This window comes from Nakamurella lactea DSM 19367 (genome assembly GCF_000426645.1).
GTDB classification, from domain to species: domain Bacteria; phylum Actinomycetota; class Actinomycetes; order Mycobacteriales; family Nakamurellaceae; genus Nakamurella; species Nakamurella lactea.
Genome location: NZ_AUFT01000008.1, coordinates 123,364 through 135,460 on the forward strand (window position 1 = coordinate 123,364; position 12,097 = coordinate 135,460).

11 protein-coding genes are annotated in these 12,097 nt (G+C 69.1%); 6 read left to right on the forward strand and 5 right to left on the reverse strand.

From position 1 onward, the window contains the following. Positions 1–11 precede the first annotated feature (11 nt). From K340_RS0110470 to K340_RS29125, 6 genes are all read left to right on the forward strand, one after another. Positions 12–1,121 (forward strand): ABC transporter substrate-binding protein, encoded by a 1,110-nt coding sequence (locus K340_RS0110470; protein WP_029136665.1) that lies wholly within the window; start codon positions 12–14, stop codon positions 1,119–1,121. Positions 1,122–1,131: 10 nt separating this feature from the next. Next, a complete protein-coding gene (locus tag K340_RS0110475) occupies positions 1,132–3,261 on the forward strand; it encodes an iron ABC transporter permease (RefSeq protein WP_051265782.1) in 2,130 nt (709 codons plus the stop codon). After that, positions 3,254–4,237 carry a siderophore-interacting protein gene (locus K340_RS0110480; protein ID WP_029136667.1) on the forward strand — a complete coding sequence of 328 codons (984 nt, stop codon included), beginning with the start codon at positions 3,254–3,256 and terminating at the stop codon, positions 4,235–4,237. The genes K340_RS0110475 and K340_RS0110480 overlap by 8 nt, the downstream gene beginning before the upstream one ends. Before the next feature lie 228 nt (positions 4,238–4,465). Continuing rightward, a complete protein-coding gene (locus K340_RS0110485) occupies positions 4,466–5,665 on the forward strand; it encodes a quaternary amine ABC transporter ATP-binding protein (RefSeq protein WP_029136668.1) in 1,200 nt (399 codons plus the stop codon). Further along, a complete protein-coding gene (locus K340_RS0110490) occupies positions 5,662–6,564 on the forward strand; it encodes an ABC transporter permease (RefSeq protein ID WP_029136669.1) in 903 nt (300 codons plus the stop codon). Before K340_RS0110485 ends, K340_RS0110490 begins: the two co-directional genes overlap by 4 nt. A gap of 73 nt (positions 6,565–6,637) precedes the next feature. Next, complete coding sequence (locus K340_RS29125) at positions 6,638–7,693, forward strand: glycine betaine ABC transporter substrate-binding protein (RefSeq protein ID WP_211229374.1); 1,056 nt, start codon at positions 6,638–6,640, stop codon at positions 7,691–7,693. Positions 7,694–8,042: 349 nt separating this feature from the next. Here the strand turns inward: K340_RS29125 and K340_RS0110505 are convergent, their stop codons facing one another. From K340_RS0110505 to K340_RS0110525, 5 genes are all read right to left on the reverse strand, one after another. Continuing rightward, entirely contained in the window at positions 8,043–9,383 is a 1,341-nt protein-coding gene (locus K340_RS0110505; RefSeq protein WP_051265785.1) for an MFS transporter, read from the reverse strand. Positions 9,384–9,485: 102 nt separating this feature from the next. Beyond that, on the reverse strand, positions 9,486–10,352 hold the full coding sequence (locus K340_RS0110510; protein ID WP_029136671.1) for an RNA polymerase sigma-70 factor: 867 nt from the start codon (positions 10,350–10,352) through the stop codon (positions 9,486–9,488). After that, entirely contained in the window at positions 10,349–10,927 is a 579-nt protein-coding gene (locus K340_RS0110515) for a carboxymuconolactone decarboxylase family protein (protein ID WP_029136672.1), read from the reverse strand. The genes K340_RS0110510 and K340_RS0110515 overlap by 4 nt, the downstream gene beginning before the upstream one ends. A 126-nt stretch (positions 10,928–11,053) precedes the next feature. After that, positions 11,054–11,683 carry a hypothetical protein gene (locus tag K340_RS0110520; protein ID WP_029136673.1) on the reverse strand — a complete coding sequence of 210 codons (630 nt, stop codon included), beginning with the start codon at positions 11,681–11,683 and terminating at the stop codon, positions 11,054–11,056. Beyond that, the gene (locus K340_RS0110525) at positions 11,680–12,075 is read right to left on the reverse strand and encodes an SANT/Myb-like DNA-binding domain-containing protein (protein ID WP_029136674.1); all 396 of its coding nucleotides are present in this window, start codon (positions 12,073–12,075) and stop codon (positions 11,680–11,682) included. Before K340_RS0110525 ends, K340_RS0110520 begins: the two co-directional genes overlap by 4 nt. Positions 12,076–12,097 lie beyond the last annotated feature (22 nt).

Consider the following 12,097-nt stretch of genomic DNA (forward strand, 5'->3'; position numbering starts at 1 on the left):
GAGATCGCTTCATGAGCAGAACCCGTACCGCCCTTGGCCTCTGCACCGCCGCGCTGCTCGCGCTGACGGTGGCCTGCGGCACCACCGAGGACCCGGCGGCGGCCGGCACCCAGGCCGCCGGAGCGGCCGCGTCGGCGGTCGCGGCGACGACCGAAACGGAGACCAGCACCGATTCGGGTCCCGGTAGCGACGCGGCGGCGGGATCGAGCGTCGCCCCCTCGGCCGGTGCGGCTTCGAGCGCGGCTTCGAGCGCGACCGGGCCGGTCGAGATCACCGACGGGCGCGGAACGACCTTGACGCTGGAGAAGCCGGCCACCAGGGTCGTTGCCCTGGAGTGGGGCGAGGCCGAGACGCTCGCCTCGCTCGGGGTGATGCCGGTCGGGGTGGCCGACCTGAAGGGTTACACCACTTGGGATGTCGCCGAGCCGATGGACTCGTCGGTCAAGGATGTCGGCACCCGCAGTGAGCCGAGCATCGACGCCATCCTGGCGTTAAAGCCCGACCTGGTGGTGATCACCGGGGACAGTGCCGACCAGGCGAAGCTGATCGGCAACTCGGTGCCCGTGCTGGTCACCAAGGGCACCGATCCGACCCGTCAGCTGGACCGGCTGCGGGACGACGTGACCCTGCTCGCCGCGGCCACCGGGACCGAAGCCGCCGGGGAGAAGCTGTTGGCGGACATGGACTCCACCCTCGTGAACGGCAAGGCCGCGCTGGCCGCAGCGGGCAACGCCGGCGACCCGTTCCTGATGGCGGATGGTTGGAAGGAAGGGTCGGCGGTGGCGATCCGGGTCTTCGCGAAGGGCTCGCAGAACTCGGACGTCGCCGAGGCGCTCGGGCTGAAGAACGCCTGGACCGGCAAGGGCGACGCCGCCTGGGGCCTGGCCCAGACCGACGTGGAGGGCATGGCGGCGATGACCGACCCGGCGCTGCGGCTGTTCTACAGCGCCTCGGAGGAGGACGTTTTCGTCGACGGGCTGGCGCAGAACCCGATCTGGAAGTCGCTGCCCTTCGTCAAGAGTGAGCAGCTGACGAAGTTGAGGACCGGCACCTGGACCTTCGGCGGTCCGGCCTCCGTCGACTTCTTCGTCGAGCAGGTCCTTGCGGCCTACGGCGCCTGATCGTCCCGTTGTGACCGCCCTCGACCTCCAGAAAAGCGACCCGGCGGGATCACCGGCGGGCAACGCCGGTGCGCCCGGCGGGTCAGGGGGCAGACCGGCACTGCCCGCCGGCGGCCGGGCCAGGATCGGCTTGCTGTTCGCCGGCGTCAGTGCATTGTTACTGGTGCTGGCGGCCTTTCATCTGACTCAGGGCACGTCCGGCATCGGGCTGGCCGATCTGTGGGCGCAGCTGACGCACAGCGGCGATGACGCCCATCGGACCCTGGTCGGGACGATCCTGACCGGGTCGCGGATCCCGCGGCTGGTGACCGGCCTGTTGGTCGGCGTCGTGCTCGGCGTCGCCGGGGTGGCCATGCAGTCGCTGGCCCGCAACCCATTGGCCTCGCCGGACACTCTGGCGGTCAACGCCGGCGCCCAGTTCGCGGTCACGATGGTTGCCGCGCTTGGCATCTCGCTACCGGCGTTGCCGGGCAACGGGGTGGCCTTCATCGGCGGACTGTTGGCGGCGGGAGTCGTGGTGCTGATCGGCGGCAGCGGCAGCACCGCGCGGCTGGTGCTCGCGGGGACGGCGCTGGCGATGGCGTTGTCCGCGGTCACCAGCACCATGATGATCCTGTTCCAGCAGGAGACGGCAGGCCTTTTCGCTTGGGGCAGTGGCAGTCTGCTACAGATCGACCTGGACACCGTCCGGCAGCTGCTGCCGGTGATGGTGGCGGCGATCGGCGTGCTGCTGCTGCTGAGCCACCGGATGGACCTACTGGCACTCGGCGACGACACGGCCAGCATGCTCGGGGTGCACGTCGGGCGGCTCCGGGTGGTGGTGCTGCTGGTGTCGGTGCTGCTGGCGACCACGGCGGTGGCGATGGCCGGGCCGATCGGTTTCGTCGGGCTGTTCGCCCCGGCCAGCGTCGGGCTGTTGGTGCGTTTCGCGCCCGGGTTGGCCAGGCATCGGGTGCGGTACCCGGCCGCCGCGCTGATCGGCGCAGTCACGGTGATCGGTGCGGATGTGTTGCTGCGTGCCATCTTCGGCGACACGGCCGGGGTCAACGTGCCGACCGGGGTGGTGACGACGGTGCTCGGCGCGATCCTGCTGGTGGCGATCGCCCGCCGGACGTCGGCGTCCAGGGTTGCCAGCAGCACCGGCGCAGTAGCCACCGGCAGCCGCCGCCGGTTCGCCTGTTGGCTCGCGGTGGCGATTGTCGCCGCCGTCATCTTCCTGGTCTCCGGCATCGTCCTCGGCGGACGGCTGGTGTTGTTGGGCGACCTGCCGAACTGGCTGGCCGGTCGGTCGAGCGTCGAACTGTCCGGCGTGCTGGACGAGCGGATGCCGCGGGTGCTGGGTGCGTTCCTGGCCGGTGCCGCGCTGGCCGCGGCCGGCACCACGGTTCAGGCCGTCTGCCGAAACCCGTTGGCCGAGCCGGGTTTGCTCGGAATCACCGCCGGGGCCGGGCTCGGTGCGGTGCTGGTGATCACCGTGTTCCCGGCGGCCGGGGCGGTCACCATCATGGCCGCGGCGGCCGCCGGCGCGGTGCTGGCTTTCGGCCTGGTCTACCTGTTGGCCAGGCGCAACGGCCTCGACTCCGGTCGACTGGTGCTGGTCGGCATCGGCGTTTTCGCCGGTGGCACCGCCCTGATCAGCATGCTGATCGTGCTGACCGACCCGTGGAACCAGGTGAAGGCGCTCACCTGGCTGTCCGGCTCCACCTACGGCCGGACGATCACGCAGATCCTGCCGGTGGCCGTGTTGCTGGTGGTGCTGTTGCCGCTGATGATGGCGGGTCGCCGCAGGCTCGACCTGATGTCGCTCGACGATGATGCCCCACGGCTGCTCGGGGTCGAGTTGGAACGTGCGCGGCTGCTGCACCTGGGCGGTGCCGCACTGCTGACGGCGGCCGCGGTCTGCGCCGTCGGGGTCGTCGGGTTCGTCGGACTGGTGGCGCCGCACTGCGCGCGGGCGCTGGTCGGTGCCCGCAACGGCCGGGTGCTGCCGGTCGCCGCGCTGATCGGCGGCGTCCTGGTGAGCGTTGGCGACACCGTCGGCCGCACGGTGATCTTCCCGGCTCAACTGCCGGCCGGCCTGGTCGCGACCGTGATCGGCGCTCCGTACTTCGTCTACCTGCTCTGGAGAACTCGTGACTGAGCTTGCGACCCGCACCACCGAGGTCCTGCCCTGGGCGACCTTCCGCGTGCTGGCCCACCGGGTGCAGCGGCTGAGTCCGCACCTGGTCCGGGTCACCCTGCGCGGCACCGACCCCGGCGGCCTGGCGGATCTGGCCGACAACGGCTACGACCAGCGGATCAAGCTGATCCTGCCGCCGGCCGGCGGGAACCTGGACGAACTCCCGACCGGTGCCGATTGGTACCGACTCCTGCGGGCGATGCCGGATCGGAACCGGCCAACGGTGCGTACCTACACGATCCGGGCGGTGCGGGGCGTCGGTACCGAGACGGCCGAACTGGACCTCGACATGGTGCTGCACGGCGTCAGCGGACCGGCCTCGGCTTGGGTGTGCCGGCTGTTGGAGGCCGATGCGTCGGCCCGGAGCCGTCCAGAGCTGCAGGCGGCGGTGCTGGCGCCGAGCGCCGGTCACGGCGGTCCACACGGCGGGCTGGAGTTCGTCACCTCGGTGACCGAAGGGCTGCTGCTGGCCGGTGACGAAACCGCGCTGCCGGCGATCGCGGCGATCCTGGAGCGGCTGCCCTGGCACGCAACCGGTACCGCGTTGATCGAGGTTCCGGAGCCTGCCGACGCGATCACCCTGACTGCGCCCCAAGGCATCCGGATCGTCTGGCTGCCACGCGACGGTGCCGGCTGCGGGTCCCGGCTGGCTGCTGCCGGAACGTCCTGGCGCCCGGAGCCCGGCCGGCCGCAGCCGGGTCGGCACGAAGCGGGAACCGAACTGCCGGAACCGGACGACGAGGAGCTGGTGTGGGAGGTGCCGGACGAACCTGCCGAAGCCACCGCATCGGCCGCCGGTCCAGGCATCCGGGCCTGGATCGCGGGCGAGGCCGGCGCGGTGAAGGCGATTCGTCGTCATCTGGTCGGCGAGTGCGGGCTGGCCCGTCAGCAGGTCGCCTTCATGGGGTACTGGCGGCTCGGTCGCGCCGAATCCTGATCGAGGAGTTCGATCGGCGACGGCATTCCGGACGTATGCGCAATTGTGACCTCCGGAACAACGGCGACGAGATCCCGTTGTCTGTAACAGCTCTCGGCCGGCAACTCGGCGGAGTTGCTGTGCCCTAAGGTCGTTCGATTGGGGCGAACCACCGGTCACTGTTAACGTCGATGCCTTGTCAGGGCCCCGACCGGGACCCGACTCGTGCATGGACTTGTTGGGAGTGTTGTGCCGGCGATCAAAGCCGAAGGTATTTACAAGGTTTTCGGACGAAACGCCGAACGAGGAGTCGCGCGACTGCACAACGGAGACAGCAGGGAGACGCTGCGCGCCGACGGCCTGACGGCCGCCGTGATCGACGCATCGTTCCAGGTCGACGACGGCGAGATCTTCGTCGTGATGGGCCTGTCCGGATCCGGCAAGTCGACGCTGATCCGCACCGTCAACGGACTGCTGGAGCCCACTGCCGGCTCGATGCAGGTGCACGGCCAGGACATCACCACCCTGTCGCCGAAAGCACTGCGGGCAGTTCGCCGGGACCGAATCAGTATGGTGTTCCAGCACTTCGCCCTCTTCCCGCACCGCACGGTCGGCGAGAACGCCGCGTACGGGCTGAAGGTCCGCGGACTCAACCGGTCGGACCGGATGGCGAAGGCCGACGAGGCGCTGCGGATGGTGGGCCTGGACAAGTGGGCGGGGTCGCTGCCCGGCGAGCTTTCCGGCGGCATGCGGCAGCGGGTCGGACTGGCCAGGGCACTGGCCGCCGGCACCGACATCCTGCTGATGGACGAGGCGTTCAGTGCGCTCGACCCGCTGATCCGCCGCGAGATGCGTGACCAGCTCATCGATCTGCAGCAACAGCTGGGGAAGACCATCCTGTTCATCACCCACGACCTCAACGAGGCGATGCAGCTCGGCGACCGGATCGCGATGATGCGGGACGGCCGGATCGTCCAGATCGGCACCGCCGAGGAGATCCTCAACGACCCGGCGAACGACTACGTCGCCTCCTTCGTCCAGGACGTCGACCGCGCCAGGGTGCTGACGGCCGAGTCGGTGATGGAGCCACCCGCCGTGCTGCTCGGCGCCGATCAGGGGCCGCGGATGGCGCACAAGCTGATGCGGGAGAACCAGGTGTCGCAACTCTTCGTGGTGTCCCGTGACCGGGTGCTGCGCGGGGTGGTCACCGAGGACGACGTGGCCGCCGCCGTGCAGCACGGCCAGTCGGATCTGGCCGGACTGATCCGCACCGATATTCCGACCGTCACCGAAGGCACTGCGCTGGCCGACCTGTTCGGTGAGTCCGCCGAGAGTCGCGGCGCACTGCCGGTGCTCGGCGAGCGCGATCGACTGGTCGGCGTGATCCCCCGGGTCACCCTGTTGAACGCGTTGAGCACCAAGGGATCTGAGCAGGAGGTGACGCAGTGAGTCTGTGGAACAGTGACTTCCTGCCGACGTTGAACGTCGGGCAGTGGTTCAACAACGTGGTGAGCTGGATGAACGACAATCTCGGCCCACTGCTGAACGTGATCGACGACGCGCTGACCACCCTGAACGACGGTCTGACGGATTTCCTCAACTGGGTGCCGCCGCTGATCATGGTGTTGCTGCTCGCCGGTCTCGGCACCTGGGTGCGCGGCTGGCTGTTCGGGCTCTTCGCGGTTATCGGACTGCTGCTGATCCAGGCGATGCCGACCGCCGATCTGTGGCCCGAGGCGATGGAGTCGTTCGCCCTGGTGCTGGTGGCGGCGGTGATAGCGATGATCCTGGCCATCCCGATCGGAATCTTGGCTGCCAGCAACGGGATCGCCTCCCGGATCATCCGGCCGGTGATGGACCTGATGCAGACCATGCCGGCCTATGTCTATCTGGTTCCGGCGTTGTTCTTCTGGAGTGTCGGGCCGACCACCGGCCTGGTCGCCACCATCGTGTTCGCGATGCCGCCCGGCGTCCGGCTGACCGAGCTGGGTATCCGCCAGGTCGACCCCGAGATGGTGGAGGCGGGCCACGCGTTCGGCGCGCCGCGTCGGCAGATCCTGCGCGGCATCCAGTTCCCGCTGGCGATGCCGACCGTGATGGCCGGCATCAACCAGGTGATCATGCTGTCGCTGTCGATGGTGGTGATCGCCGGGCTGGTGGGCTCCGGTGGGCTCGGTGAGCCGGTGTACCAAGGTATTTCGAATCTCGACCTGGTGACGGCGTCCGAGGCCGGGCTGGCCGTGGTGGTGCTGGCCATCTACCTCGACCGGCTGACGTCGGCGTTCGGGGACAAGTCGGCGGTGGCCAGGGCGAGCCGACCCAGGAAGAAGGCGGCCGCCACGGCGTGAAACCGCGAGCAAGGAAGAACTGCAGTGAACTGAACACGGTGCAAACAGCTGCACGAACGATGAAGGGGAGAACATGCAGAGCAAGAAACTGAGGTTCCTGGCCGTCGCCCTCGCCGGCGCGGTCGCCATGTCGGTAGCCGCCTGTGGCAGCCGCGATGACGACAGCAGTGGCAGCAGTGCTGCCGATGCCGCCGCCGGCGGCAGCGAGTCGACCCAGAGCAGTGCGGCAGGTGGCGAGTCGGCCGGCAGTAGTGCGGCCGGCAGCGGTGCGGCCAGCGGTGCGGCCGGCAGTAGTGCGGCCGGCAGCGGTGCGGCCGGCGCCGGCGCTGGGAGTATCGGCGCCGACGAGGACACCAACATCACCATCGCCTACATCCCTTGGGACGAGGACGTCGCCGTCACCCATCTGTGGAAGAAGGTGTTGGAGGACAAGGGCTACACCGTCAAGATGCAGCAGCTGGAGGTGTCGCCGACCTTCGACGCGGTGGCCAACGACAAGGCCGACCTCTTTTTCGACGTCTGGCTGCCGGTGACCCACGCGCCGCAGTGGGCGAAGTACAAGGACAAGGTCGAGGACCTGGGCACCTGGTACGACCAGGCCACGCTGAACATCGCCGTCCCGACCTATATGAAGGACGTCAACACGATCGCCGACCTGAAGAACGTCGCCGATCAGGTGGACGGCAAGATCGTCGGGATCGAGTCCGGCGCCGGCCTGACCAGGGTCACCAAGGAGATGCTGGCCAAGTACGGCTTCGACGATCTGGACCTGCAGACGTCCAGCACCTCGGCGATGCTGGCTGCACTGGAGAAGGCCACCAAGGCCGAGGATCCGATCGTCGTCACCCTGTGGCACCCGCACTGGGCGTACTCGGCGTACCCGATCAAGGACCTGGAGGATCCGGACGGCGTGATGGGCGACAAGGAGCAGATCCACGTCATCGGCAACCAAGGCTTCGCCGCGGACCATCCGATGGCGGCGGCCATGCTGAAGAACTTCACGTTGTCCGACGAGCAGTTGGCCGACCTGGAGAACGAGGTGCTGATCAAGAACAAGTCGAACCCGGACGCCGGTGTCGACGCCTGGCTGCAGAACAACCAGGAGCTGATCGACGGGCTCAGCAAGTAGCACCTGGTCGTCAGCCCTGATGTGCGAACGCCGGCACTGGTCGGCAACGCCCACGCGCGTTGCTCACCACTGCCGGCGTTCTGTTTCCGGGCAGTCACGGCCGCCGTGATGTCTGCTATGACGACCTCATGCGCACCACGTCGGATCTGAACGAAACGGTGCTGGCGGCCGCTCGTTCCAAAGCTCGGACCGAGGTGTGCACGTCCATCACCAGCATGCGCGCGCCGGGTTGAACGGGTTCGACGGCGGCTGGGCCACGGGTCTGCCGATCGAGGCCGCACTGGTTCGTCTGCTGATCGGCCGACTCACGGCGGACGATCCAGCGGACGCCGAGGCAGATCCGTAACGATCAGACCGCGCGCCGCTGCAACGCCCGCGTCCCCCACCAGAACCAGCCGGCGGCGATCAGGTAGACGACGGCGATCAGGATCGGCGCGACGACCGTCCGGCCGTCCGGCGGCACCAGCAACACGCCGACCGCGAAGGCGGCCACATAGAAGACGTTGTTGCCGGTGTCGTAGAGCGCGAACACCCGGCCGACGTGCGCATCGTCGGAGTCGGACTGCACCACGGTGTCGGCGCAGACCTTCGCCGATTGGTAGCCGAAGGCCAGCACGAACGCGGTGAGCATCGTCATCGGCTCGGTGAACCGCGACCCGGCGACCAGCACCACCATCGCGGACACCACCAGCAGGATCACCAGGTAGTGGTGCATGCCGAGTCGGCGGGCGAACCAGGCGGTCGACACCGCGCCGGCCAGCAACCCGGCGCCGGCCACCGCCAGCACCTGTCCGATCCCGGCCACCCCGGCAGCGAAGATGCCGTGCCCGACGAAGTGGTGCTGGAACAGCAGCAGCACCAACAGCGTGGCCAGTCCGAAGCAGAACCGAACCAGCATCACCACCCCGATGGCCAGGCCCACGCTGGGTTTGCGCACCAGGTACCGCAGCGACGAGCCGAGGCCCTGCAGTACAGCCAACAGCGGCTGCGGCGGCTCGTCGGTCTCGTCCGGCCCGAGCGCCCGGCGGCTGAATGGGGTGGCCGACCAGGCGGCCAGCAGGTAGAAGACCACCACACTGCAGGTGACGAACGCGATCGGCCAGTGGGTGTCGCCGATGAGTGCCCGCAGTCCGAAGGCGACGCCGCCGCCGATCAATGTGGCGATCGAGCCCACCGTGGTGGACAGCGAGTTCGCGCCGGTCAGCGAGTCGGCCGGCGCGGTGTGCGGGATGGCCGCCGACAGCCCGGAACCGACGAACCGGGAGGCGCCGGTGACGAACAACGCGGTGACGAACAACACCACTTCCGGCGCCTCGGCCGCGATGGCGACCGCGACCACCAGCACCAGCAGGCAGCGGATCAGGTTCGCCCAGACCAGCACCTGCCGCCGGCTCCAACGGTCAAGCAGCGCCCCGGCGAAAGGTCCGAGCACCGAGTACGGCAGCAGCAGCACGGCGAAGCCGGCGGCGATGGAGGTGGCGTCCGAGTGGCGCTCCGGGCTGAACAGCACCGCCCCGGCCAGCGCACCCTGGAACGCGCCGTCGCCGAGTGCGCCGAGCAGTCGCAGAATCACCAGCTGCCGCAGGCCGCGCAGCGCGAGCAGCGCGCGGGGCCCGCGGACGCTGGGATGGCGCGCGTCATCGCCGTAGCGGTCGCCGGCGGCGGCGCCGAGCTGCTGACGGCTGGTCACGAATCGACGCTACGTGAGTTCCAGGGGTCTGGCGATGGCCGTAGCTGCCGTGTGGACTGTCCACCCAGCTGGGTGATCAGTGGTCGGCTGGGTGACCAGCGGTCACCTGGCGAGTGCGGCCGGCCTGTCCAGCCGTGTCAGCTTCTGCGGATTTCGCATCAGATAGATCCGGGTGATGCTTCCGTCCTCCACGACGACGCTCACCGCGGTCGTCTCGCCGTTGATCTCGAACCGGCCCGCCGGCGCGCCGTTGAGCCACACGGTCGTCGTCTCGAACCCGGCCTCCAGTCCATGTGCGCGGGCGAGCACCTTCGCCACCAGCTCGGCCCCGTGAATCGGAGCCAGCGCGGCGGCCACGATCCCGCCGCCATCAGCGGTCAGGACCACGTCCGGTGCCATCACCTCCATCAGCTCCAGCAACTGGCCGGTGCGCAGGGCGAGTAGGAAGCGTTCCACCACGGCCTGCTGCTCCGACCGGCTGACCCGCACCCGCGGCCGCCTGGCCGCCACATGCACGCGGGCCCGCCGACCGATCTGCCGCACCGCGGCCGCGGACTTCCCGATGGCCTCGGCGATCTCTTCGTACGGCAGGTCGAAGACCTCGCGGAGCACGAACACCGCGCGCTCGGCCGGGCCGAGCGTTTCCAGCACGGTCAGCATCGCGATCGAGACGCTCTCCGCGAGTTCGACGTCGTCGGCGACATCAGCGCTGGTCAACAGCGGCTCCGGCAGCCAATGGCCGATGTACTCCTCACGGCGGCGCGACAACGTTCGCAGCCGGTTGAGCGCCTGCCGGGTAACGATTCTGACGAGATACGCCCGCGAGTCGCGCACCTGGCTGCGGTCGACGTCGGCCCACCGCAGCCAGGACTCCTGCAGCACGTCCTCCGCGTCGGCGGCCGACCCGAGCATCTCGTAGGCGACCGTGAACAGCAGGCTGCGATGGGCGACGAACGGGTCGTCAGTCATGCCGTGGACGCTACGCCCGAGCGTGCTGGCCGTGCGGCCAGCGGGATCTGGCAGCTATCGGAGTAGCCCTGTGACGTGATCCCTTGCGCCGTATTACATCTGGTCGACAGGTTGGCGAAGCCGATGAATACGGTGAGCTCAACCAGCGCGGCCGGGCCGAGCCGCTCCAGCAGGCTCGCCGACAACCCGTCGGTGACGGTCGTCGGCGTATTGGTCATGGCTTCGGCGTACTCCATCACGTCCCGCTCCAGCGGCGTGAACACCTCCGACTGCCGCCAGCGCGGCACCTGGCTGGCCTTCGTCAGGTCCAGGTTTTGGTTCTGTGCCAGGAAGTAATTGACGTCCAGGCACCAGCTGCAACCGACCTGCGCAGCGACGGCCATGTGCGCGAACGTCTTGAGGCTCGCGTCGGCAGCGCCCCAGCCGGCGACGCCGGCGGAGAATTCCTGGCTGGCCATCGCCACTTCGGGGTTGTTGTAGAGGACCTCGACCGGTTCGGGCACGGACCCGAGCTGCTCGATCAGGTTCTCCCTGATTTCGGTGGGGACCTCTGCCTTCGGAACTCGCAACGCCATCGTGTTCTCCTCGCCAGTTGGATTGTTCGGCATGAAGACACCGTGTTCCCAGCGAATGTGACAGCCCCGAGCCTTGAACGAGTACCGGCCGGCTCGGTTCTCGCGATATCTGGGCGGGTGTCAAGGCTACGGGTGGCGGACGAGGCCGAGGGTGGCGATCAGGTCCTCGTGGAGTTCGAACCAGACGCGGTGGCAGGAGTCGAGGTCGGTGCGGTCGACCCAGCCGCCGTCCCCGCGCCAGGCCTGCTGGAGTGCGGCGGCGAATCGCGGGTCGTAGCTCCGGAACCGGGTGAGGGAGCCGCCCAGCCGCTCGGCGAGTGGAGTGAGTCCGCGGTGAATGGCGGCGAGCTCGTCGAGGACGGCGTCGTCCCAGGCGGGATCGGAGTGGTCGTTGACGGCGAGCGGATCACCCGGGGTGGGGCGCAGTTGCCAACGGGTGCAAGCCTTTTGCAGGCGGGTGTTGAGTGGCAGGAAGTCGCGGTAGACCGCGCGGACCTCGTCGCCGGCGCCGACCTGATCGAGCTCGGCAGCGAGCCGGCGTTCATTCTCTTGACGGCCGGACTCGCGCAGGGACCATCCGGCGAGGTCGGCGAAGGCGGCGCGTTCGACCCAGCCGCGCACCTGGAAGTCCTCGAGCAGCGCCGCGGTCCGGGCCGGATCCATGCAATAGCGGCGGGTGATCGCCGCGGTGTCGGCGAATCCGAGGAGGCGAACGGCATGCAGGGTCAGCAGTTCGGGACGCGAGCTGTGGGTCATGAGTCGGCGCTCTGTCGGCCGGCCAGCCGGTTGAAGTACTGCTGGCAGGCCTGCGGGGAATTGAATCCCATCGCCTCCGCGATCTGCGCCCAGGTGAGGCCGGCGCTCCGGGCGGTGAACAGCAGCCCGGCCTCGAGTCCGTCGATCTCGGCCCGGGCGGCGGGCAGCAGCGTGAGTGCGCTCAGCACCCCCGAGGGGTCCAGATTGCCGGCGCGCCAGAGCGCGAAATGAGCGAGGTCAACGGCGGACGGCGGGGCCGGCGGCGGCCGCCATGGACGGGCGGCGAGCGTTTCGGCGCCGAGCCGGCGCAGAACCTCGCCGGCGTCCTGTTCCCGGCGCGCTCGATGGTGATCGCGACGGGCCGCCTCGTCGCTCTCCTGATTGCGTTCCATGGTCCCCACCCTGCAGAATCAA

Coding starts and splice junctions, on each gene's coding strand:
- K340_RS29125 (WP_211229374.1), top strand. CDS start 6,638: ATGCAGAGCAAGAAACTGAGGTTCCTGGCCGTCGCCCTCGCCGGCGCG.
- K340_RS0110520 (WP_029136673.1), bottom strand. CDS start 11,683: ATGACCCACAGCTCGCGTCCCGAACTGCTGACCCTGCATGCCGTTCGC.
- K340_RS0110510 (WP_029136671.1), bottom strand. CDS start 10,352: ATGACTGACGACCCGTTCGTCGCCCATCGCAGCCTGCTGTTCACGGTC.
- K340_RS0110470 (WP_029136665.1), top strand. CDS start 12: ATGAGCAGAACCCGTACCGCCCTTGGCCTCTGCACCGCCGCGCTGCTC.
- K340_RS0110525 (WP_029136674.1), bottom strand. CDS start 12,075: ATGGAACGCAATCAGGAGAGCGACGAGGCGGCCCGTCGCGATCACCAT.
- K340_RS0110515 (WP_029136672.1), bottom strand. CDS start 10,927: ATGGCGTTGCGAGTTCCGAAGGCAGAGGTCCCCACCGAAATCAGGGAG.